General features: G+C 41.1%; 18 protein-coding genes. 15 read left to right on the forward strand and 3 right to left on the reverse strand.

Annotated elements, in window-relative coordinates; all coding sequences use genetic code 11:
• The 8 genes from AAGC65_RS12940 to AAGC65_RS12975 form a co-directional block, all read left to right on the forward strand.
• Positions 1–912, forward strand: a 912-nt coding sequence (locus AAGC65_RS12940; protein ID WP_343112874.1) for a type VI secretion system baseplate subunit TssG, incomplete at its 5' end; no start/stop codon positions are given.
• A 28-nt stretch (positions 913–940) separates the two neighbouring features.
• Positions 941–1834, forward strand: coding sequence for a TssN family type VI secretion system protein (locus tag AAGC65_RS12945; protein WP_343112875.1), 894 nt, complete (start codon positions 941–943; stop codon positions 1832–1834).
• Between the two features lie 19 nt (positions 1835–1853).
• Positions 1854–3005, forward strand: coding sequence for a hypothetical protein (locus AAGC65_RS12950; RefSeq protein ID WP_343112876.1), 1152 nt, complete (start codon positions 1854–1856; stop codon positions 3003–3005).
• Between the two features lie 50 nt (positions 3006–3055).
• Positions 3056–3715, forward strand: coding sequence for a hypothetical protein (locus AAGC65_RS12955; RefSeq protein ID WP_343112877.1), 660 nt, complete (start codon positions 3056–3058; stop codon positions 3713–3715).
• Positions 3716–3878: 163 nt separating this feature from the next.
• A complete protein-coding gene (locus tag AAGC65_RS12960) occupies positions 3879–5678 on the forward strand; it encodes a phage baseplate assembly protein V (RefSeq protein ID WP_343112878.1) in 1800 nt (599 codons plus the stop codon).
• A 4-nt stretch (positions 5679–5682) separates the two neighbouring features.
• Complete coding sequence (locus AAGC65_RS12965) at positions 5683–6486, forward strand: hypothetical protein (RefSeq protein WP_343112879.1); 804 nt, start codon at positions 5683–5685, stop codon at positions 6484–6486.
• A gap of 3 nt (positions 6487–6489) precedes the next feature.
• Positions 6490–7671, forward strand: a complete 1182-nt coding sequence (locus AAGC65_RS12970; RefSeq protein ID WP_343112880.1) for a Hint domain-containing protein — start codon at positions 6490–6492, stop codon at positions 7669–7671.
• Positions 7672–7698: 27 nt separating this feature from the next.
• Complete coding sequence (locus tag AAGC65_RS12975) at positions 7699–8220, forward strand: hypothetical protein (protein ID WP_343112881.1); 522 nt, start codon at positions 7699–7701, stop codon at positions 8218–8220.
• 77 nt (positions 8221–8297) lie between these two features.
• On the opposite strand, the gene AAGC65_RS12980 is transcribed toward AAGC65_RS12975, so the two are convergent.
• Positions 8298–8735, reverse strand: a complete 438-nt coding sequence (locus AAGC65_RS12980) for a tail fiber domain-containing protein (RefSeq protein WP_343112882.1) — start codon at positions 8733–8735, stop codon at positions 8298–8300.
• 576 nt (positions 8736–9311) lie between these two features.
• Here AAGC65_RS12980 and AAGC65_RS12985 point away from each other — a divergent pair.
• Both AAGC65_RS12985 and AAGC65_RS12990 read left to right on the forward strand, forming a co-directional pair.
• The gene (locus AAGC65_RS12985) at positions 9312–10292 is read left to right on the forward strand and encodes a hypothetical protein (protein ID WP_343112883.1); all 981 of its coding nucleotides are present in this window, start codon (positions 9312–9314) and stop codon (positions 10290–10292) included.
• Between the two features lie 24 nt (positions 10293–10316).
• Complete coding sequence (locus tag AAGC65_RS12990) at positions 10317–11753, forward strand: MBOAT family O-acyltransferase (protein WP_343112884.1); 1437 nt, start codon at positions 10317–10319, stop codon at positions 11751–11753.
• A gap of 90 nt (positions 11754–11843) precedes the next feature.
• Here AAGC65_RS12990 and AAGC65_RS12995 read toward each other — a convergent pair whose 3' ends face one another.
• Entirely contained in the window at positions 11844–12581 is a 738-nt protein-coding gene (locus AAGC65_RS12995) for an isocitrate lyase/phosphoenolpyruvate mutase family protein (RefSeq protein ID WP_343112899.1), read from the reverse strand.
• Between the two features lie 248 nt (positions 12582–12829).
• On the opposite strand from AAGC65_RS12995, the gene AAGC65_RS13000 reads away from it, so the two are divergent.
• From AAGC65_RS13000 to AAGC65_RS13010, 3 genes are all read left to right on the forward strand, one after another.
• Entirely contained in the window at positions 12830–14455 is a 1626-nt protein-coding gene (locus AAGC65_RS13000; RefSeq protein ID WP_343112885.1) for a DUF6377 domain-containing protein, read from the forward strand.
• 589 nt (positions 14456–15044) lie between these two features.
• Positions 15045–18089 carry a SusC/RagA family TonB-linked outer membrane protein gene (locus AAGC65_RS13005; RefSeq protein ID WP_343112886.1) on the forward strand — a complete coding sequence of 1015 codons (3045 nt, stop codon included), beginning with the start codon at positions 15045–15047 and terminating at the stop codon, positions 18087–18089.
• Positions 18090–18118: 29 nt separating this feature from the next.
• Entirely contained in the window at positions 18119–19660 is a 1542-nt protein-coding gene (locus AAGC65_RS13010; protein WP_343112887.1) for a RagB/SusD family nutrient uptake outer membrane protein, read from the forward strand.
• Here AAGC65_RS13010 and AAGC65_RS13015 read toward each other — a convergent pair.
• Positions 19657–19782, reverse strand: a complete 126-nt coding sequence (locus AAGC65_RS13015) for a hypothetical protein (protein ID WP_343112888.1) — start codon at positions 19780–19782, stop codon at positions 19657–19659. The two genes, AAGC65_RS13010 and AAGC65_RS13015, sit on opposite strands and share 4 nt — an antisense overlap.
• On the opposite strand from AAGC65_RS13015, the gene AAGC65_RS13020 reads away from it, so the two are divergent.
• Positions 19781–20713, forward strand: a complete 933-nt coding sequence (locus AAGC65_RS13020) for a hypothetical protein (protein ID WP_343112889.1) — start codon at positions 19781–19783, stop codon at positions 20711–20713. The two genes, AAGC65_RS13015 and AAGC65_RS13020, sit on opposite strands and share 2 nt — an antisense overlap.
• A gap of 3 nt (positions 20714–20716) precedes the next feature.
• Positions 20717–24013 carry a VCBS repeat-containing protein gene (locus AAGC65_RS13025; protein ID WP_343112890.1) on the forward strand — a complete coding sequence of 1099 codons (3297 nt, stop codon included), beginning with the start codon at positions 20717–20719 and terminating at the stop codon, positions 24011–24013.

Genomic DNA, 24013 nt, shown 5'->3' on the forward strand with positions numbered 1-24013 from the left:
GATCTGGATCCCGACTTTAAGGCAACAACAAAAGTTGCTGAACTATTTGAAAACGGTGATTTTGAAAAAGATCAGGTCGCCATACTCCCGGTAGGTGCCAGGCAAAGCGCTTATGCCAGAGATATTAATGGGTACTCGTCATATTATTCTGAAAGTATGCTCAAGGATTGTTTAATTGTTGAGGTGAACCGCGAGGGTTTGTATGATATGCTGCCCGAAGGGCTTTTTCACGTTACCCCAACCCGGAGCTCTGGCTTGTCTGATCTGGAAATGATGGCAGATGTACAGCTCAGGCGGAATGAAGAAAAAGATGCCCGCAAGTTTTTTATGCCCTTTGAAGCTGAGCTCAATTACATGCGAACCCTGCTGGAATGGTATGAGAACCGCTTAGACAAGAAATCAAGCTACAACGACCTATCCATGATATTTGGTACCGAGTGGAAGGAGTTTGAACTGCTGGATAACGACCAGCGCATCATCTGGATGAACCTTTTACCGGTAATACAACAAAAACGAAACGATAAACACTTTTTAAGCGAACTGCTTTCGGTATTATTCAATATCCCGATTCATGTTGATATAAACCCATCGGCTGTTATCCAAACCCCTATTAGTGAGGATATGCAATTTAAAATTGGCGGAGGCGCTTTAGGTACAGATACGGTCATAGGTACCTGCTTTCAATCAGAGCGTGAAGAAATTTATATCAACATAGGCCCCGCAGACGGGGATAAGCTCATCGCTTTTTTACCCGGGACCCCTTATGCTCATCTCATCGATATCGTATCATCGTACCTCATACCTGTTGAAACCGCGGTAAAGATAGAATTGGTAAGCAGCCAGGAAAACCGGATAGGCTCTTTAGGGGCAAACAGCGCTAATTCTTTTCTTGGTTTTACCGTTTATCTATAATACTTAACACATTATCATATATACTTCAATGGACGTTCAACAATTTTTTCTCAGATATCTGCTTTTTCCGCTCATCGCGGTGGTAGCCTTAACCATAACGGCTGTTACAAATAAAAAAAATCGTTTCATTAATAATAAAAAGCTCATCGTTAGTGTGCTTTTGTTAAGTTTAGCATTGGCTGTACCCGGCCCACTTGGGCTTTTGAGCCTTAGTTTTATGCCCTGGGGCTATATCATTAGCCAGATATATCATATTGCCCTGGGTTGTGTATTTGTGTATTTAATGACTAAATACTACCCTAATGAATTACTGGGCCGCAAGGTATTTGTTATCATAGCCCTGCTTATAGCTTGTTTATTGGGATTTTACCTTTATCAAACCATTTTTAATGCGCTTAGTACCATTAGTATAGGTACCTGGGCAGCTACAAGTATTTTCAATTTTATGATACCACTATTATTCTGGTGGAGTTATGTAGCCCTGTTAAGTATCCCCGCCGAAATCTATAAGATATGGAAATATCCAGCGGTACCCATTAATCTGGATATGGAGCACCTTGACTTTAACAGGATGCTGGTGCTTGAGCTGGAGGTTTATAAAAACACCAATGATCCTGAACCTATTAAGGTAAAAGTAAAAGCACCTGAAAATATGATGTTTGGCAATTGGTTTTACAAATTCATTGAAGATTATAATATAAAATTCCCTAAAAGCCCGGTAAAATATGATGCCGATGATCAGGAAGTATACAAATGGATATTTTTCATGAAAACATCAATTTTTAAACGAAATACTTTCATTGATCCCGATTTGAATATCCGTGAAAACGGTATCTCAGAAAAGGTTACCATATACGCCAAAAGGGTTTCAGAAAGCATAGCTAAACCCATTGTAACAGGCGACGAGTCTATCTTTATTTAACACATAATACATTACCTATATGATTTCGCCACTAAAATATAAACCGGTAAACTGGGTTGATGGCATGAAGCTATCGAGCGCCCATTTTATTGCTACAGATCAATACAACCAGGATTTTGTAAGGGATGCCCGGTCATTATCTTTAACCAACTATAATTATGGACTGCTACCGCCTTTTGCAGGACAGCGAAGCTCGTTTGATATAGAGGTAACCGAAAAAGCAACTAATCATGTTGAGATCAAAGTACGGCTTTTTAATGCTGTAACAGCCGAGGGCTGCCGTATAGACATTGATGGTACAGCAAATTATGATAACCAGCTTACTTACAGTCACCTTTTTACAGAAAATACCGAAACAAGGACTATTGCTTATAACATCCTTTTATCGGTTAATCCATTTGAAAGAGTGCCTACAGGTAGCCTTGATCCGCAGGATAACCCTCCCCGGTATCCGGATATTGTAAGGGGATATAACATTTTCCTGTTGCCGGTATCAGAAATGGCGCCCAAGATGGCTGATAATTACTATTTAACTATAGGGCAGCTCATTTTAGCTAATGGCAAAATTACCGTCAACAATAATTTTATACCGCCAAGCAGTAGCGTGGTTAGCCACCCGGGGCTGATCAGGTATTATGAATTATTCAGCACATTAATGAACGATATCCAGCTATCTGCCTTTACCATTATTGAAAAAACAATGGGTAAGGATAATATTACGGTATTGGGTAAAAACATCCGGTTAATTTCTGAAAAGATGCTGGATTATCTGGCTCAGGTATTTTTCAATTACCGGAATTTCGGATATCAGGAATCGCCGGCTCATTTGGCGGGTTATTTTTCAAAGCTGGCACATGTGTTTTTCACCGGCATTAAACTGATCGAGGCCAAAGAACGTGAGGAGATGCTCAAATACTTTTATGAATGGCGAGATGTTACCCCGGGCAACTTTGAGGAGCTACTGGCACGTACCATTGAGCTAATATATGATCACCAGGATATTTATGCTTCTATGTCATTAATAGAGGAATTTTTAAAGGTAGTAGCAGCCCTTTGGAAAAAACTGAGCACGTTGGAGTACATAGGTCAGCGTAAAGAGAACATAGTTGTAGCTGAACAGCAAATTGTACAGCAGGTACAGGCCAAACGTACCTGGACATTGTTGGATTAAGCTATTATAAATCAGTAAGTTTTTTTTGCATATAAAGTTCAAACAGACCGATGAAAATAAACCAATATCCTTCTGCAGAGGAAGTGAAAAAAAATAAAAGCTGGGTTCAGGAAGAGGCAAACAGGAAAAAATATGATGAAAGACTTATAACCAAGTTATCGGGTAACCTTTGTAATTATGAACGGAATCAAATTACTGATAAAAAATTATTAAAGGTACGGCATTCTAAAACAGATGTATTTTTTAAGGCAGAACTGATAAATCAGGTGGGACATAAGGAATTTAGCCAAGCTATTTATTGGTATAGGTGTATGAGCCGTGCAGATTTTCTTTTTATAGAACGTAACGATGAGTTAGACTTAAGCCGGGCATTTGACTACGGAGGAATAGCTCCTAACTTTCAATATGTTGAAGGTTACTTTTCAAAAGATAGCAGTCATATTATTGAATTTAAGATGCGTATGACGGGTGAAAAATTTCTTAATGAGGTATATGAATCAGAAAAGTTAAAAAATAAAAGAGTTGGTAAAGAAACCCCTAAAGGAGAAGGCGGTGGTACTTTGGGTTTGGGTAAAAAAGGAATATATAAAGGTGCTGCTGGTGAATTATTCAATTCAATGCTTAAAAGGGGAGAAATTACCTGGAGGTTGGTGAATTTCAGGGTAACAAATCCACTACCCGATGATGAGTTGTTTTATACAATAAAATAGTTAGTACTAAAGAAATAATGGGCCAAAGCTTCAATCTAATCTCCTTTATTGGTAGTGCACCTCCCCGTTTTTGGGGAGTTTATATCAAATAGGTACACTATAAATTTGTTGCATGCCTTTAAGGCTAATTAATGGCTTAAGCTATTACAAGTAATAAACAAACATGGAGATCCATTTAGTTAAAGATATCAATATAGGCGGCAAAAACATTGCTTATATTATTGCATTTGAATTGCATCAAAGCTTTAATGCTCACCATTACTTTGAGCTGCGATTTAATCATGATCTGTTAGGTGCTCCCGGGCTTATCAACCTGGATGATAGCCGTGATCTGGTTGGCAAAACCCTTTCGGCGTCATTTGGCTATACTACCGGCAAACAGCAAAAATTTGCCGGAGTGGTTACAAAAATAGAGCTAACTCAAAGTCATGGTTATCATGGCGTAATTGTAGCAAGCGGTTACAGCCCAACTATTCTGATTGACAGGGGGCCTGATCTGGGTTCGTATTATAATAAAACCCTTGATGCAATTGTAACACTGGCCACTCATGATACCCCTGCCAATGATCTGCGTATGGTGTCAAATCCCGACCGTAAAAAGCCGATTGATTATATAATGCAATACCAGGAAAGCGATTTTAACTTTTTAAACCGCCTGAGTGCCGAATATTACGAATGGTTTTACTATGATGGCGAAAACCTCAACTTCGGAAAGCCTGCTAAGCAAACTGAGGTAGCTTTAGTTTATGGCCGGGATGTGCAAAGCCTGCAATATGGTATTGAGGTAGCACCAATAAAAACTAACCGGTTTGCCTATAACCCTAGGCAAGATGAAATGATACAGGCAAAAGGTCCCGGAAGCGCTGCCGGTCGGCCGGACTTGACACATGCTGCCAGTACTTCAGGTAATGTATACAGTAAGGTATTCAATCAATCATCGCTGATACGTGTTGAAAATAACGGAGATATTAAGGATCTGGCCGATAATGAGGAAAAAGCCAGCGTGGGGCAGCTGCTTAAAATAAGCGGCCGGGGCGATAACCCCGAACTGGGCATAGGCAAAATTGTAGATGTATCCATGAGCCTTAAACAGGGTTCGGGTTTTGAAACAACAAGTCTGGGCAAATTTCTGATCACATCGGTAGTTCATAATGTGGATAAGGAAGGACGCTATTTTAATATGTTTGAAGGTATTGTGTCAACCACAGAACGTATTCCTTTTAACAACTATGTGCGCCCTAATCCGGATATGCTGCTGGCCGAGGTTTTTGATAATGCCGATCCGCTGGGGCAGGGCAGGGTAAGGGTGAAGTTTAAATGGATTTGCGAAACTAACGACCCAACCGAATGGTTGCGCGTAATTACGCCCGATGCCGGCAGCAGCAGTAAAATAACCAAAAACAGGGGCTTTGTTTTTATTCCAGAAAAAGGTGACCAGGTAGTAATTGGATTTGAGGATGGTAACGTAGCCGGTCCCATTGTAATGGGAAGCGTGTTTCACGGTAAAAACGGCATCGGCGGCAGTAGCAATAATGATAAAAAAAGCTTAACCACCAAAAGCGGTCATACCATTAGCATGGATGACAGTGGAGGTATACTGGTAAAGGATAAAACCGACCTGAATTTTATTGCCATTGATGGCAAAAATGCCATAACGGTAAATACCGATAATAACATTACCCTGCAAACCGGCAAAGTAATGATCATTATGGATAAAGAAAACGATAAGATCATTATACAGGCCCGTAATATAGAAATACGTGCGGCAGATGATTTTAAACTCACCGGCGATGGCTCCCCAAGCAAAAACGGAAGCATGGAGTTTGGCGATAAACTTCAGATATCTGCCCAAAAAGAATTATCGATGGTTGGCCAGTCTGATGCTAAACTAAACGGGAAAACAGTAACCATAGTAGGCAGCAAAACCATTATTGATGGCTCGCCGGTTCAAATAAACTCTTAAGCAAATGGATAATCATACAGAAAAGAACTATCAGCTAACGGTTAAGGGCAATGTAAAAATGCTAACCATGATGGATAGTTTTGCTACAATAGCTAATTATAACCTGTTAAGTAATGGCCCTAACGCTATTAAACCCGAATTACAGGAATATATATTGGAAGAAAAAGAGGTAAAACTCACCGAATATTTTGACCCTAATACCTATCAGCTTATTGAGTATGTAAACAAGCTGGCCAAAATTTACAGCAGGCAGCATGTTTGCATTAATGCTGCAGGTGCCATTAAAGGCTTGCTGAACATGCCCGAAATAAAAGGCAAGTGGGAAGTACTTAAAAGAGAGCTGATGCACGTAAATCCAGTTGCCGCTTTTGAGGTGATCAGGCATAAAGACCGTGAGTTGAATAACCCGGTAGAAGTGGTCGAGAACCTGGAAAACACGCATTTTATGCATCTGTTTTTATACGCCTTTGCCATTAACCCGAATGATGCTGAAAGTAAACGGCAGCAGCTGGTGCGTGATCGCATGGGTATCGGTTTTTCTATGCCCGTTATTCAAACATTTACAGCCGAAAAAACGGAGGATGGTCATACTATTAATACCGAGGCAACTTTAGACACCGGTGGCAGGGTAGATAAAAATCTGATCACCCGGGTAACCGGGCAAAAGGAACTTGATATAAAGCATTACACCCGGGCGGTTTTTAAGCACAATGAAAATGGTGAATTAACAGCTGCCGAAATGAGTGTTTTTGAACAGCTCAATAACGACTATAAATCAGATCTGTACCTACAGCTGGAACTTGTTTAATGTATGGCAGAGCAGCAATGGTTAACCGAAAAGCATTACCTCGTGTGTCCCAAGGGCGTAATGTTTAAGCAAATGAAGGTAACAAGCCAGCGGCAGGTATCGTTTAGCGGGCACCTTGCGGCTACCACCGCCGATACCATGATAGGTAACGCGTTTATGTGTATGGGCAATCTGGCAATAGCGGCCGCTCCTGTTTCGGCTTTACAATCAAAAGCGGTGGCATTTATGGTTGCGCCAGGTATTGGGCTGCCTCGTGTAGGTGTACCACCGCAGCTATTGTTATTTGCCAGTGGTCAGGGTATGGTGAAATGTAACTTGAGCGCCCCAACCAGGATTTGGATAGATTCGTCGCCCAATTTGGTTATCAATCATCATGAAGGTTTGGTAGTAGGCCAAAGCAAAATGCTTTGCCCTTCAGAAACTGCTATGATTGATGCTAAGGAAACCTTCTGGGAGGCCATGACAAGTACCAGTCATAATAATGTAGGCCATATCGCCAGTTTTGCTTTTAGCTTTTTAGCCGGGCGAGGCTTAGGTAATATGATAGCAGCGCAAGGCGGTGGGCCGGCTATGTTTAACCCTGCATCGTTGTTTAGTAACATGAGCGTTATGAGTCGTAGCGTAAATGGCTCGGCTATGTTTTCTGCACAGGCTGATGACTGGAATACCGAAGAAAAACAAAATGCCGATAAGCTTCAGGCCAGCGGTATGGAACTAACATTGGCCATTTTTGCAGCCAAAGGTTCGTCACTTACGTGTTTCCCGGCAGGTACAATAGTTCATACCAATAATGGCTTATTGCCCATTGAAGCCGTAACTATCAACGAGTTATTATGGACAGCCAATGAACTTACCGGCGAACGCGAACTGAAGCCCATTAAAGAGCTTCATCGCCGTACCACGTTGACCATGATGGTTGTTGAACTGGAGAGCGGAACTCTGTTTGAAGTTACGCCCGATCACCGGTTTTTAACTCATGGAGAATGGCGTGAGATACGGGAGCTTAAACCTACCGATGAACTGGAAAATATTGTTGGGCAGCAAGTGAAAATTAAAAACATAGAATCGATGACCAGAAACGCTGTAGTGTACAATTTTTCTGTTTATGACAATGAAAATTATTTTGTTACCGATGACGGTATCCTGGTTCATAACGCGTCATATACGCAGCCGGTTCATTTATAATATTTATAAAACAGTATAACAAAAATCATGAAACCCATTAATGCTAAAGAATTAAACAGATCCTATCTCTTATTTTCTGTAAACTTTATTGCCCTTGCGGCATTTGCCATATTTTGCCTTTACTTGTTTTTTGGTGCGCAAAACTATGAGTACACGCTTTTGCAGGATGATGCTACTCAGGCCGAAAAGCTACTTTCAAAAAGGAAAGATATAAACACCCAGTTTGATATCATCCTATCAAGGTTTAATGAACTTTCCAAGTTTACATCCATTAATGCTGAAGAAATGGATAATCAGGCATCTATGCTTGAAGATATTCAGAATGTAAATTTCAAAATTAAAGATCTTATTAAGCAGGAACAGCCTGCCACCAGCAGTTTTTTGCTGTATAAAAAAATGACTGACGATGTTACGCAAATGGCAGGTATACAGGATTCGCTGTTCAATACCAGGTTCCAGTTAGAGAGTATTAGAACGCAATTAGGTTCCTGCTTAAAGGTAAACCATTCGGCCGAAAATAAATTGAGCTACGGTGCATTCAGAAGATAAAATAAATAACTGTTAAAAAGAAAAACGCGGCCTCTCGCAGGCCGCGTTCGTAATTAACTAATTGTACTATTATTAACTTACTTTGATTTTTGGGCTTCTTCTAACTGAGTTATACGCTGTTTTAACTGCTGAATTTCTGCATGCTGATCTTTAATAGCTCCTACCAGCAGCGGCACCAGTTGCTGCATATCAACCGTATTTGTTTCAATGGCTTTGGGGTTATTTTTACCGCTATTGTACCATGTATTGTATGTGCCAACAGCTCCGGGCAAAACATTTTTTACCTCTTGGGCATCAAACCCAAACTGATTGCCTGCGGGTAAATTTGCCTGGTTGTATTTATCGCGGTTAAATTCGTAGCTAATGGGTTTTAACTTATTGATATAGTCTAAAGCATTAGTAACCGGAACTTGATTTTTTATTAACCCATTATCAGGGTTGCCTTGCGCGTTAACTTCATTAAACACCGTCATGATGCTTAAAGAGAGGATGACTGTTTTTAGATTAATGTTCATGGGGTTAAAGTTTAAAGTAATTATTGAACCAGGTTGTTTAAACTCCCACCCCTTGTAGAATAAGATGGTGGGAGCGCTTGTTAACACATAAACAACAACAACAATTGTCAACACGCCTAAACATTGGTAACAACCAATAACTTATAATTTAAAGAATGCCAGGTTTAACAAGCGCTATAATATATTAATGTAATTATTGAAAACTTGTTTGCCTTTACTAAGCATTCTTTAGTATTTGTCCCGGTATGTTTTATTGATACAAAGAGAACGAAACAGCCCGGAACAAAAAATCCCCAAAAGTGGGGATTCGTAGTAAACGGTTTCTTTTGATAAGAGAGCTATAGTACCTGCATTCTCTTTCCGGGGTCTCATCTAATTAAGGGATTAATATTGTAATTGGCGTAACGAAAAGAGTATGTTTTGCTATTTGCCTGGCTATTATCCCCAGTTATGGTGATAGTACTGCCCCGCTATTGGTGTTAAAAGTAACGAGTTACATAAATGACATTTGCCATACAATATTATTTGTAATTGTTTATGATCACTCAATCAAATCTCTTTAAACCAGCAATGCTCATGGCACTTATGGTGTCTATAGCAGTAGGCAGCTGGGAATTTTACCTCAGGCAAAAAGGGGTACCTATTACCTATGATGATGGCTCGGAGCTTTGGGCCGACAAAAGAGCCAACGTATATGAACCTACCAATAAGGCCACTGTTTTTATTGGCACATCGCGCATTAAATACGATGTGGATATTAATACCTGGCGAAAAATAACAGGTAAGGATGCCGTGCAGTTGGGTTTTGAAGGAAGTTCGCCGTTAACCATTTTAGAAGATTTGGGTAACGATACAAAATTCAATGGCCATCTGGTTGTGGACGCAACTGAGGAGCTTTTTTTTAGCGTGGCCCCGCCTTTTAATAGTCGGCCATCAGATGCCATTCATTATTATCAAAAGGAAACGTATGCGCAAAAGGCCAGTTTTCAATTAAACCACGTGTTGGAATCGCATTTGGTATTTCTGAATGAAAAGGACCTGTCGCTAAACGCTGAACTCGATAAGTTACACATACCTAACCGACCGGGGGTAATGGGAGAGCCGGAGTTTCCAATAGACTTTGAGCAAATTGATTTTGACCGTCAGGATAAAATGGCCCAGGAATTTTTGACTAATACTGTAGAGCAAAAGCAAGTAACGGATTTCTGGAAGGTGTTTTTGGGTTTGGTTGGCAAGGGCCCTCAGCCCAAGGAAAAAGCCATGATTTTACAAAAAGCAAAAAATGCTGTTGAAAAGATCAGGGCACGTGGCGGCGATGTTGTATTTGTACGTATGCCATCAAGCGGATATTTCTGGCAAACAGAACAGCGGCTTTTTAAAAGGCAGCAATATTGGGAACCATTGATAACAGCAACCAATACCAGGGGCATTCACTTTGCTGATTATCCCACTATTAACCATTTTGAGTGTCCCGAGTGGTCGCATCTTTGCCAGGCACAAGCCGTTGTATTCACTACCGAGCTTATCAAGTTACTGCCTTCGTCGTTCGCTAAATAGTTATTAATCTATATATAATTTAAAATGGTATTCAATTCATATACATTTGTCGTATTCTTTGCTATTGTGCTTTTTCTGCACAACCTGCCGTTTGCCTGGAAGGCCAAAAAGAGCATCCTGCTACTGGCCAGCTATATTTTTTACGCGGCCTGGAATCCTCCTTTTATTATGCTGTTATGGCTATCCACCTTTGTTGATTTTCATGTGGGCAAAGCGCTTTACAACCAGACCAATAAACATAAACGGCACCTGTTATTAGTGATCAGCCTGGTTGGTAACCTGGGTATGCTTTGCTTTTTTAAGTATGGTGGCTTTTTACTTGAAAACTTTGTTAACCTGGTTAATGCTTTTGGTATTAATTATCATCCGGCTAAGCCTAATATCATTTTACCTGCTGGTATTTCCTTTTATACTTTTACAACGTTATGCTATACCATTGATATGTACAAAAAGCATAGCAAACCGGTAAGTTCACTGCTTGATTTTTCATTGTTTGTTACCTTTTTTCCGCATTTGGTAGCAGGGCCAATTGTGCGGCCCGAGCAATTGGTGCCCCAATTTGAAACACCACGTACTGCTACTAAAAAACAATTGTTTGAAGGCCTGTTCCTGCTGTCGCTGGGTTTGTTTATGAAAGTGGTGCTGGCCGATAGCATGCTTGCAAACTCTGCCGACACGGTTTTTAACAGTTCCGGAGCAGTGCCGACACTTGATGCCTGGATGGGTGTGCTTGCCTTTACGGGTCAAATATTTTTCGATTTTGCCGGGTACTCTACCTGTGCTATCGGGGCGGCTTTAAGCCTGGGTTTTATACTTCCCCAAAACTTCGCTTTCCCTTACGCGGCAACAGGTTTTTCTGATTTTTGGCGCAGGTGGCATATCACCTTATCAGCCTGGCTGCGTGATTATTTGTACATACCCCTGGGGGGCAACCGCAATGGTAAATTCCGCACCTACATTAATTTAATGATTACCATGTTACTGGGTGGCTTATGGCATGGCGCTAACTGGACGTTTGTGGTATGGGGAGGTCTGCACGGGCTATATTTATGGATTGAAAAGTTTTTTGAAGACAGGAGAAAACAATTAAGTAAGCCAAAATCATACGCTATGAACAATGGTTTTACCGGATTCCTGTACGCGCTGCTTACCTTTTTTCTGGTAAATATTACCTGGGTGTTTTTTCGGGCATCTACCTTCACCGGCGCCTGGAGAATTCTGACATCCATGTTTAGTGTAGTAAATAGTGCCACACCGCTGCTGGCCACTGTGGCCATCCTTAAAATAGCCATTATTATTCCGATAACCATCATCATTCACTGGCTTATGCGCAACCGCAGCACTATCGATGTTGCCTGCAAGCTGCCCTGGTGGCTCACCGGAACAGCATGGTCATTGATGCTTATTTTATTGATATGGAGCCAAACAAGCGGTGGCTCATTTATCTACTTTCAGTTTTAATTTAATACCCCTCCCCGTGATACGTACATCAGGTACGGATCCGGTTTATAAGCCTGTCGCGGTGCATGCACCGTCGGCAGGCCTTTTTTATTAAAATAAACCCGAAAAGTTTCTTTCCCGTAGGATATTTTGTGCAAGTGCTTCTGCTTTTTTATAAGCGGCATTATTTAAAAAGCTCCCCATGCTTATTCTTTTTACACCCAATGATTGCAGTACTTCAAAGTCAGGTAAGCCAGGCATACACATTACGTTTACAGGGAGCTTGGTGCTGCTTACGGTAGTTTTTATATCATCAATAGCTGTTATACACGGCAGAAAAATGCCGTTTGCCCCTACCTTTTCATACAGCTTAATTCGGTTAACAGCTTCATCACAGGCATTTAGTAAGTCCAGTAAAAAGGTGTCGCAGCGCACATTGATAAAAATATCAACATCAAGAGCTTTTAAGCGGGTGGTTATGCCCGCCAGCTTTTGGGCGAAGTCATTAGCATTAAGAATAATACGGCCACTGGCATTTACAACAGAATCTTCTATGTTGATACCGGCTATGCCTAATTCATGAAGCAGCTGAATATTTTTAACTATTTTATCCTCGGTTTCTCCGTAACCCGCTTCTAAATCAACAGATAATGGAATAGATGTTGAAGCCTTAATTCTTTTAATGATCAGCAGGTACTCGTCAAAAGGCATTTGTTCTCCATCCTGATAGCCTAAGGTTTCGGCAACGGCCATGCTTGATGTCGCGATAGCCTTATATTGTAGTTTTTGTAAAACAACAGCGCTTTGTACATTCCATATATCCCAGTAAAAGTGGTTCTGTTTGTTGATGCAGCATTTTAAATCGTTTGCTTATTGTATTCATATATTCTGATTTTTAAGATGATTGATACGATATTCAAAAGTAGCGTGCCTGTAAACTCCTGAATTGTACAAAACGGAACAATGGATTAATAGTTAATAACTGTTTACATATAAGAAATTAGTGGTGAACAAAATGCTAATTATTGGCTTGTATGAACATATTATAAGCTTTTTCTTATCTTCATCATTCTGTTTTGATATCTATAAACCCTTTTATGAGAACTTTTTTGCCAGTCTTATTATTTGTAATTTTTGGACATAGCGTTGCTACTGCTTCATCAAAAACGGATAGCCTGCTTAATGAACTGAAGCACGAGCTAACCCTGCAAAAAGTATATGACGACAAAAAGGAGTTTCACATCATTCAGCTTAAATCAGCATTATCACTTGAACCGGCATCTAATCCGGCAGCCAGATATGAACTTTGCAATAAAATATATGAGGAGTATAAGACCTACCAGTTCGACTCTGCCTATGTATACGTTAATAAAATGGCCCCCCTGGCTGATGAATTGCATGAAGTTGGTAAGCAGAACAGCTGTAAAATTAAACTGAGTTTTATATTATTATCAGCCGGGATGTTTAAAGAAGCTTTTGACAGCTTTAACGGCATTAATGTGAGGCTGCTTGATACTGATAGTAAAATTGAATATTATTCGTTAAAAGCACGCGCTCACTCAGACCTGGCCGATTATGATGATAATGTATTTTATAGTAAGTATAATAATGGTTTGTCTATCAAATATCTTGATTCGGCCATTACGCTGCTTAAACCCAATTCATTTGAATGGATGCGGTTGCAGGGCGACAGGCAGGTACGCATAGGCGATCTGAAATCACCTTCGGTATATTATACCCAATTGTTTTATAAATATCCCTTAACCAATCATCAGCGTGCAATGGTGGCCACCGCGCTAAGTTCTTTTTATCCCAAATCAACACAAGTGGAAGAAAAGATGAACCTACTGATCATCGGAGCCATTAATGATATTCGCTCATCAACTAAAGAAACCCTGGCCAGTTTCGCATTGGGCGATCTGCTTTATCATAACGGTAACATCGCTGACGCTTATATTTTTGTTGATCATGCCATGCGCGATGCGGAGTATTATGGCGCCCGCCTGCGTAAGATCAAGATAGCGGCGGTACTGCCCGTAGTCGCCGCGCAAAAATTGGTATTGATAGAAAAGGAAAAAAATCAATTTTTGATCTATTTACTGTCTATAACGGCGGTATCTATACTGGTGCTCATGGTAGCATTCATCATCTTTAATCAGCTTAAACGTCTCAAAGCAAAGGAAAAAATCATTGAGGAAAAAAACCAGCAGCTGGAAGCCATTAATGGCAAGCTGGTAGAGAATACTCAAATCAAAGAGGAGTATATCGGCTATTTTTTCAATGTAATATCGGGCTATATATTAAAGCTCGAGAAGCTCAAACGTAATATTGACAGGAAGTTGCTGGCTAAAAAGCATGATGACATACAGGTGGCTATCAATGAAATAAATATTAAGAAAGAGCGCGAGCTGCTATTCAATACGTTTGACCATATCTTCCTTAAAATATTTCCCAACTTTATTACCGCGTTCAACTCGCTGTTTAAACAGGAAGATCAGATATGGCCAAAAGATAATGAAGTGCTCAATACCGACTTGCGCATATTTGCCCTGATCAGGATGGGAGTTACCGACAACGAAACCATAGCCAATATTCTGGAATATTCTGTAAATACTATATACGTTTACAAAATGCGTATTAAGGCAAAAGCCCTTATCTCCGGCGAACAGTTTGATCAAAAGATCATGGCTATTAAAGCGGTAGAAATACAGAACAAAACATAGCTATAAGTATCCTTTTGTTATGTAACAATTTTATAAAACATTATAAACGGGCTTAAATTTCATTTATATTTTTGGCTTAGTTTTAAAAATTAAAATATTGATTATTAGTATTTTAAGTTTTATAAATCTTATATTTTTTTATATTTTGGCAAAATAAATAGGTATTACCTCTATACGCCTATTACTTTGTATCAGGTCAAGTCATCATCTGCAAATAATCAAACAATTTGCGTGGTTATGATGTTGAACCATTCGTAAGCTATTATATAAACCCATAATAAATTAAAATTTAGTGCAGGTAACTCAGGTTACCAAAATGTTGCCGCCGGCTTTTGCCGGCTGCACAATAACATGCTTGTTAACTGTATGTGCCATGTTGCGTGGCTTATGCGGCTATAAATTTTGTTAATTGAAAAAACTACATATGAGCAAAAATTACATACACATCTGCAGCCCGCCATAGTCCTCAAAGTTTTAATTAATCAATAGTTAGGTATTATTAGTAATTAAAAATATTTTTTATAAATATTTTATCCTAATGTATTAATAGTTACATTTATAACAACCAAATAACCCTAAAATTAAATTTATGCAGCTAAAAAATTTACTTAAAGTAAGCTGTCTTGCTATTCTTTGCTTTTTTGCGGTGCCTGTGCTGGCCCAAAACAAGGTAATTACCGGTAAGGTTACAGATTCGCACGATGGTTCACCAATGCCAGGTGTATCTGTTGTGGCAAAAGGCTCAACCATTGGTACTAATACAGATGCTACAGGTGCATTTAAACTATCGTTGCCGGCATCTTCCAATACGTTGGTGGTATCATTTATTGGCTTTGCCAAACAAGAGGTTGATATAACCGGAAAAACCTCAGTAAACATTGCACTGGTGGGCAGTGCAACCGCGCTTAGCGAGGTGCAAATTGTGAGCGTTGGTTACGGTTCGCAACGTAAAAAGGATATTACAGGTGCTGTAGCAAATATAGGCGCCAAAGATTTTAACCAGGGTGCCATCATCAACCCGCTTGACCAGGTACAGGGCAAGGTTGCAGGTTTGGTAATTATCCAGGGCGGTGGCGACCCTAACCAGAATGCCAGCATCCGCTTAAGGGGGCAAACATCTATTACCGGTAGCCAAACACCGCTGTTTGTGGTTGATGGTGTGGCGCTTGATGATCCTAACCAGTTTCAAAACATTCCTCCGGGCGATATTGAATCATATGACGTATTGAAGGATGCTTCTGCTACCGCTATTTACGGTTCACGTGGTGCTAACGGCGTAATTATAGTGAACACCAAACATGGCCGCAGCGGCAAGGCTCAGGTTGATTATAATGGTTACGTGAGCGTGGGCAAACAAGCTAATAAGTTTGAGTTGCTGAGCGCATCTGAATACAGAAACGCTATTTCTGGTTTTGATAACAAAGCCACTTATGATAAAGGCGGTAATACCGATTGGCAGGATGCTATAGCCCGTACAGCTTTTACCTCAAGCAATAACGTTGCTGTAAGCGGCGGTACTGGTGATTTTAACTACCGTGCATCCATCAACTATCAAAATCAGCCGGGTATTATTTTAAACAGCGGTAAAAAACAATTGGGCTTGCGTTTTAATGCCGAGCAAAAAGCGCTTGATGGGAAACTGAATTTGAAATTGGGGATATCAAACGTGAATACTACCCGTAAGCTGACTGCAATACCGGGTGCTTTTGACGCAAATAACCCTAACGGCAGCGATTTGCGTAATCCTACTGATTACAGCGTTTTTCAGTACGTGTTTAATTCGCCGCCAACTTACCCTGTAAAAAATGCCGACGGCACTTATTACATTTATACCGACTTTAATGAGGCCAACCCGGTATTGCACCTGATGCAAACCACCAACAATACCAATGAGTACCTGACCATTATTAATGGTAGCGCCGATTATAACCTGATTCCAAGCTTAAAAATAGGTGTAACCGGTTCAACTTCACGTAACAATGTGCAAACGCACTTTTTCCAGCCTACATTTCCGCAGGAGAACAACGTGAACCAGGCGCGAGATGGAAATTACAACACCAATTCATACAAAGGTGATATACACCTCGATTTCAATAAATCATTCGGAAAACACAACATATCTGCTGTAGCAGTTTATGAGTACAATGATTTCATTAATAGTAACATATCTGGTGGCAGCCAGGATTTCCTGGTACCCGAAAACCTGGATAACAACCTGGGTGGTGGTAACTCAGCCTTTAACAAAATATTTTCTTACAAGGAAGAGTTTAAGCTGATATCATACGTTGGTCGTGTGAACTATAACTATGACGATCGTTTTTATGCAACAGCTACTTTCAGGCGTGACGGTTCATCTAAGTTTGGTGTTAATCATCGTTGGGGTAATTTCCCTTCATTTGACTTAGCTTACCGTCTTAAGAAAGACCTGTTAAATAATGTAAGCTGGGTTGATGACCTGAAACTTAGAGCTGGTTTCGGTGTGGTAGGTAACGCCGATGCTATTTCGCCTTACTCGTCAATACTTCTTTATGGGCCTACAAGCAAGTTTTATAATCCAGCAAACGGAACTTTCCAATATCCTGCAGGTTACCAGCCTATCCAGAATGCCAATCCTGATTTAAGGTGGGAAGAACGTCACGGACGTAATATAGGTATTGATTTCTCCTTGTTTAACAATCGTTTATCCGGCGATATCAACTACTTTAATGACTTTACCAAAAACCTGTTGTACAACTATACCGTACCATCAGGCGGACAGTTCATTTATTCGTCAATTTTGGCTAACGTAGGTCGTTTAACTAACAAAGGTGTCGAGATTGCTATTACAGGCGTACCGGTTAAAACCACTAACTTTGGCTGGACAGTATCTGGGCAGATAGCTTTTGTTAAAACCCGTATCACTTCGCTTTCTGGTACTTACGCTGGCTTTGATATCAATACCGACCTTATTCCGCTTGGTTATGCGCAGGGTCGTGGTTTAAGTTCAAGCCCAATCACTTATCTTAAAACAGGAGCAGCACCGTATCAGTTTTATTTGCCGCATTTCACTGGTGTTGATGCTAACGGCAACCAATTATTTGATGGTAAATCCGCCGCTCAGTACACTGCCGAAGGTTCAAGCCCTCAAAAGTACTATATTGATCCGTCGCCTAAATTTAACTATGGCTTAAGCAACAATTTTACCTACAAAAACTGGAACTTAAGCTTTTTCCTGAGAGGTGTTTACGGACAGAAACTATTTAACAACAACCTGCTGAACTTTGAAACTGTTACCAGGCTGCCAACAAACAATACTACTAAGGATGCTTTAACCAACGGTATTAAGGATGGTGCTTATGTATCAGATAAATGGCTGCAGGGAGCATCGTACTTAAGGCTTGATAATGCCAGCCTTGGTTATACCTTTAAACAAATTAAAGGTGTACAGGCTATACGCGTGTATCTGGCAGCCAACAACCTGTTCCTGATCACTAAATACAAAGGCAGCGATCCGGAGCTTACGGTTGCCGATGATAACTCAGGCTTAAATAACGGTTACCAGAACAGCGGTTACCAAAGCCAGAGCTATATCAACAACGGATACTATCCTAAAGTTAGGGCCTTTACATTAGGTGCCAACGTAACATTCAAATAATTGTGCAGCATATTTAAATAGCATAAGAGATGAAAAATATAAAATATATAGTAGGGGCTGTGTTACTTTTAGCAGGTGGCTCCTTCATGCAATCGTGTACCAAGCTTGATGTGCAGCCTCATAGCGTTATACCCGAAAATAATTTCTTTACATCGCCAGAGCAGGTAGAGGCAGCTATTGCCCCGGCTTACAACTCGCTTACCAACATACCCAGTAACGATGTATTCCAGCTCAATGAGGTATCAACTGATGAAATGGTTGTGCCTACACGTGGTAACGACTGGTACGACGGCGGTAAATGGCAGTCGCTCTGGCAGCATACCTTCCGGAATGATTATGATATTTTTGATAATGCCTGGAAAGCGCTTAACAATGGTATAACCAAGTGTAACTCGGCCATCAGTATTTTGAGTAAACTGGCTCAGAAACCCGATAATGCCGATCAGAAAATAGTGGAGCTTAAAGTACTGCGCGCTTATTACCTGTACATGCTGATGGATATGTATGGTAACGTGCCTGTAGTATCATCATTTGATACGCCACCAGATAAAATTGTTACTGTACCGCGTAAGGATGTTTATGCCTTTTTAGAGAGTGAACTAACCACCAATGTTCCTTTGTTAACCGATGTTAAGGATAACACCACCTATGGTCATATTAACCGCTGGGGCGGCTATATGACACTGGCTAAATTATATCTTAACGCTCAGGTTTATACCGGTACTCCGCAATGGCAAAAAGCTCATGATGTAGCCGATCTGGTAATCAAATCAGGTAAATACACGCTACAGCCTAATGTGCTGGATAACTTCATTGTGAGCAATGAGGGTTCAACCGAGAATATTTTTGTTGTACCTTTTGACAACATTAATATCCCGGGCAACGGTATAGAGCTAAACACTTTGAACTACAACAACCAATATACCTATAACCTTACCGGTCAGCCGTACAACGGTTTTTCAGGTCCGCGTGCGTTTTATCTGAAGTTTGCCGATAATGACGCCCGTAAAAAAATGTGGATAGTTGGCCAGCAATACAGCTCATCCGGTGCCGCGTTAACAGACCCGGCCACAGGTTTAAAAGTAATATTGAGCCCTTACATCAATGAATTAAGCAACCCAGCCGATTCATTTAAGTTTGCAGGTGTACGGAGCGTTAAATATGCACCACAACCCGGTACGCATGGCGATACCAATAACGATGGTGTATTATTCAGATATGCCGACGCGTTAATGATGAAAGCCGAAGCCGATATGCACCTGGGTGATAATGCCGAAGCTTTAACACTGGTTAATACCATTCGCAACCGTTCAGGTTTGCCTAACTGGACTCCTGCCGAGCTTACTTACGAAAATTTCTTAGATGAACGTGGACGTGAGTTTGCCTGGGAAGGCTGGCGCCGTAATGACCTGATCAGGTTTGAGGTAGCAACATCAGTCAAATCCTTCTCGGCTGCACGTGTACCAGGTAAAGTACAGGATGCCGATACGCATACTTACATTTTCCCGATTCCTGCACCGCAAAGGGTATCTAATCCTAAGCTGACACAAAATCCGGGTTACGGCAATTAATTAATTTGTCCGTTAATATTAGCAACACCACATCCGTACTGGCCAAATTGCCTTTGCAGATGTGGTGTCTGTTGTTTTAGATACCGGCTTATGCTGGTTATTTCATCTGCTTGTGTATTCATGATAAAAAAAGTAATTATCCTGGCATTTTTGCTCATTACGGTTATTGTAGGTTTTATTCCGGTTACAGCTTCGGTAGGGGTTCATATCAATGCCCAATATGTTAATTTGCTGCAGCAATTGCAGGTTGCGCACAACTGGATAAAATGGCAGCCGCAATTAAAACAGGCTGGAAGTGATTTTAAGGTAGATAGCACATCCCAGGGCTTCCACATCAAGGCGCATGGCACAGTGTTAAAAGTTAAGTTTGATAACTCCAGCAGTTTTACCGTTACTCAACTCATTAACGATAAGCAAGCGGAATATAACTATACAGTAGGCCCCGATAGTTCTATCAACAACGCTATCATTATTGTATCCTACAAAACCAATCTGTTAGGTTACTGGCGTTCTAAATTCAGTGATCAGGGTATCAAAGATAATCCGGTATGGAACGTCAAAGCCTATATGGAAGATACCCAACTCTATTACGGCTTTAAGATTGAACGGCGGCAAACAGAAGGGAAGCTAATGCTCGTAAAAAAAATGACGGTACCTAAAACCGGTTGGTATAGTCAAAGTAACCAGGCACAGGTGGCCTTAAATAATTTTATCAACAATAATCAGTTACACCCAGTTGATGTGGTACAAGTGCAGGTTACAAATATTCCTGCCGATTCTGTACAGCTTATGGTAGGTATCGCCATTAATAAAAAGGCCAATGTTGCCGGTACGCCATTGCAATTGCAGCAAATGCCGGCCGGTAAAATACTGGTAGGTTATTACCGGGGGCTATATAAAAATAAGCAAAAAATTTATGGCGCTATGCAGTTGTACATTCAGGATAAGTACCTGCATTCGTTGATTTTACCTATAGAAAAATTTACGGATAATAAACTTCCACAATCAGATAATGATATTGTAAATATGCAGGTAATAATCCCCTATATTTAACATATGAGCCGCTTTATAAACCAGTTATATATTTTGTTACTGCTGCTAGGCGTAACCTTGTTATCATGTCATCAGCAAAAACCGGCAGCACCGCCGCTATTTGAACAATTACCTGCTGAAAAAACCAACATACACTTTCAAAACCTGATAAGCGACAACGATCGCCCCGGTATTTTAGATTACCTGTACTATTACAACGGAGGGGGGGTAGCTGTTGGCGATATTAATAATGACGGCCTGCCCGATCTGTTTTTTACAGCCAATCAAAAGGGAGGCAATAAACTTTACCTCAACAAAGGCAACTTTCAGTTTCAGGATATTACCGCTAAGGCGGGCATTGCAGGCACTGCCGACTGGAGCACGGGCGTAACGATGGCCGATGTTAATAATGATGGCTACCTGGATATTTACGTATGCGCTGTAGCGGGAAAGCTTAACCTTAAAGGGCACAATGCGCTCTATATCAATAATCATAATGGCACTTTTACAGAACGCTCGGCAGAGTATGGACTTGATTTTTCAGGTTTCTCTACCCAGGCTGTTTTTTTTGATTACAATCATGATGGCAAGTTGGATTGTTTCCTGCTTAACCAGTCAGATCATTCGGTGGCTGTTTATGGCGATACCGCCATGCGCAAAACGGATAACAAACTGGCAGGCAGCAGGCTTTACCTCAACAAAAACAATCATTTTACCGAGGTAACCAAACAAGCGGGCATATACAGCAGTGCGCTGGGTTATGGTTTGGGTGTAGCCGTTGGTGATTTAAATAATGATGGCTGGGAAGATATTTATGTAGGTAATGATTTTCATGAAAATGACTACTACTACATCAACAATCGTAACGGCACTTTCACCGAATCGGGCGCTAAGCACTTTAACCATTACAGCCGCTTTAGTATGGGTAACGATATGGCCGACTTTAACAATGATGGTCAGCTGGATATTATAACCGCCGATATGTTGCCCGGAGAAGAAACCACGCTGAAAAGCTATGGTGCTGATGAATCATACGATCAGTATAAATTCAAGATAGCCAATAACGGTTTTCAGGATCAATACTCTCGCAATGCACTGCAGAAAAACCTGGGTAATGGCGAGGCCTTTAGCGAAGTTGCCTTGATGGATGGCGTTGCTGCTACCGATTGGAGTTGGAGCCCCTTGCTGGCCGATTTCGATAACGACGGTATCAAGGATCTATTTATTGCCAACGGTATTAAGCGTCGTGCGCTGGATATGGATTATGTGATCTATGTATCAAATGATAGGGTACAGGGTATGCTGAATAGCGGTCGAGGCTTTGATAGTACTGTGCTTGATAAAATGCCTTTAGGCGATATGCACAGCTATTTATTTAAAGGCAACGCTAACGAAAAATTTACCGATAAAAGTACCGACTGGGGCATGGGCAATCCGAACCTGGCTAACGGAGCAGTATATGCCGATCTGAATAACGATGGTAGGCTCGATCTGGTGACTAACAATGTGAACCATGAAGCGGGTATCTACAAAAATAATTCTCCTGCAACACCTTACCTTACGCTCAAATTTACCGGCCGGGCCGATAATGGTTTTGGTGTTGGCACAAAGGCCTACGTTTTTTGCGGCGGGCAGATGCAGTACGAACAACTAATGCTCACGCGTGGTTTTCAATCATCGGTTGAGCCGAGGCTGCATTTTGGTTTAGGAAAGAAACAGCAGATAGATAGTTTGTTGATTGTATGGCCAAACCAAACCTATCAGGTATTAAAAAATGTAAAGGCAAACCAGCAGTTAACCATTGATCAGCAAAATGCTGCTGGCAAATTTAATTATCAGCAATTTTTCCCGGCGGCAAAACCGCTTATTAAAGATATTACCAATAGTATCCATATTAACTGGAAGCATCGGGAAGATGACTTTGTTGATTTTAACCAGCAACCGCTCATCCCTCATATGTTATCAGCCGAGGGGCCGCGCATGGCAGTTGCCGATGTAAACCATGATGGCCTGGAAGACCTGTACGTTTGCGGTGCCCGCAACCAGCCAGGGGCCTTGTTTATCCAAACCCCATCGGGCGATTTTAAGCCATCTGCACAGCCAGCCTTCGTAGCCGATTCTGCCAGCGAAGATGTGGATGCCGTTTTTCTGGATGCTAATCATGATGGGTTTCCCGACCTGTATGTGGCCAGCGGTGGCGGCGAGTTGAGCAAAGGCGCACCTGAACTGGCCGACAGGCTGTACATGAACGATGGCAAGGGCAACTTTAGCCGTTCGGCTAACATCCCGGTTATCCGGTCAAATAAATCGGCCGTGGCAGTTGCCGATGTAAACCATGACGGTTACCCAGATATTTTTGTAGCTGGCTCGCCGGATAATCTGGAATTTGGCAAAATACCTGAGTCATATTTGTTAATGAATGATGGGCACGGGGTATATCATCAGGCGGCTATTCCTGACGAACTAAAACATGCAGGCATGTTGCGCTCTGCAGCGTTTGCCGATCTGGATAACGATGGCTGGCCTGATCTGGTAGTAGCAGGCGAGTGGATGCCGGTAAAGGTTTTCCTGAATAAAAAAGGGAAACTGGTACAACAGCAGGAAAGTTCAATTAATAGTCTAAGCGGCTGGTGGCAACGGGTTGTACTGGCCGATGTGGATGGCGATGGCAAAATAGATATATTAGCCGGAAACTACGGCTGCAACTCCAAGCTAAAGCCTACTACTGATGATCCGCTAAAACTATACCTGGCCGATCTGGACAAGAACGGTACCATAGACCCAATAGTGGCTTATGGCATTAATCAGAAGTATTATACCTTTTTAGGCAAAGGCGACATTGAACGCCAGGTGCCTGTTATTAAAAAGAAGTTTTTATATTATCGTGATTTTGCCGGTAAAACTGTAGAACAAATATTCGGCGATTCGTTGAATGATAATAAACCATTAAAAGCAGCTTCTTTCCAATCAGGTGTGTTTTATAACAAAGGGCAAGGTAATTTCGAGTTCAGAGCTTTCCCTGCATCGGCACAAGTATCTCCGCTTTTTGGATTGAATGTATTTTCTGAAGACAGTAGAGGCGTACTGACAGGTGGTAATTTTAATGGTGTACTGCCTTACGAGGGTAAGTACGATGCAGATTATGGGGATGTGATGTTGCTGGATAACAACAGGAACCTGAAAAGCATTTCGCCGGTATCATCCGGGTTTTTACTGCGGGGACAGGTGAGGGATATCAAAACAATTAAAACCGCCGCAGGCTTAATTTACGCCGTAGCTTTCAATAATAAACCGATCAGGTTTTATAAATTAACTAATTGA

It is taken from the genome of Mucilaginibacter sp. (genome assembly GCF_039207105.1).
Taxonomy (GTDB): Bacteria; Bacteroidota; Bacteroidia; order Sphingobacteriales; family Sphingobacteriaceae; genus Mucilaginibacter.

Coding starts and splice junctions, on each gene's coding strand:
- AAGC65_RS12945 (WP_343112875.1), top strand. CDS start 941: ATGGACGTTCAACAATTTTTTCTCAGATATCTGCTTTTTCCGCTCATC.
- AAGC65_RS12950 (WP_343112876.1), top strand. CDS start 1,854: ATGATTTCGCCACTAAAATATAAACCGGTAAACTGGGTTGATGGCATG.
- AAGC65_RS12955 (WP_343112877.1), top strand. CDS start 3,056: ATGAAAATAAACCAATATCCTTCTGCAGAGGAAGTGAAAAAAAATAAA.
- AAGC65_RS12960 (WP_343112878.1), top strand. CDS start 3,879: ATGGAGATCCATTTAGTTAAAGATATCAATATAGGCGGCAAAAACATT.
- AAGC65_RS12965 (WP_343112879.1), top strand. CDS start 5,683: ATGGATAATCATACAGAAAAGAACTATCAGCTAACGGTTAAGGGCAAT.
- AAGC65_RS12970 (WP_343112880.1), top strand. CDS start 6,490: ATGGCAGAGCAGCAATGGTTAACCGAAAAGCATTACCTCGTGTGTCCC.
- AAGC65_RS12975 (WP_343112881.1), top strand. CDS start 7,699: ATGAAACCCATTAATGCTAAAGAATTAAACAGATCCTATCTCTTATTT.
- AAGC65_RS12980 (WP_343112882.1), bottom strand. CDS start 8,735: ATGAACATTAATCTAAAAACAGTCATCCTCTCTTTAAGCATCATGACG.
- AAGC65_RS12985 (WP_343112883.1), top strand. CDS start 9,312: ATGGCACTTATGGTGTCTATAGCAGTAGGCAGCTGGGAATTTTACCTC.
- AAGC65_RS12990 (WP_343112884.1), top strand. CDS start 10,317: ATGGTATTCAATTCATATACATTTGTCGTATTCTTTGCTATTGTGCTT.
- AAGC65_RS13000 (WP_343112885.1), top strand. CDS start 12,830: ATGAGAACTTTTTTGCCAGTCTTATTATTTGTAATTTTTGGACATAGC.
- AAGC65_RS13005 (WP_343112886.1), top strand. CDS start 15,045: ATGCAGCTAAAAAATTTACTTAAAGTAAGCTGTCTTGCTATTCTTTGC.
- AAGC65_RS13010 (WP_343112887.1), top strand. CDS start 18,119: ATGAAAAATATAAAATATATAGTAGGGGCTGTGTTACTTTTAGCAGGT.
- AAGC65_RS13020 (WP_343112889.1), top strand. CDS start 19,781: ATGATAAAAAAAGTAATTATCCTGGCATTTTTGCTCATTACGGTTATT.
- AAGC65_RS13015 (WP_343112888.1), bottom strand. CDS start 19,782: ATGAATACACAAGCAGATGAAATAACCAGCATAAGCCGGTATCTAAAA.
- AAGC65_RS13025 (WP_343112890.1), top strand. CDS start 20,717: ATGAGCCGCTTTATAAACCAGTTATATATTTTGTTACTGCTGCTAGGC.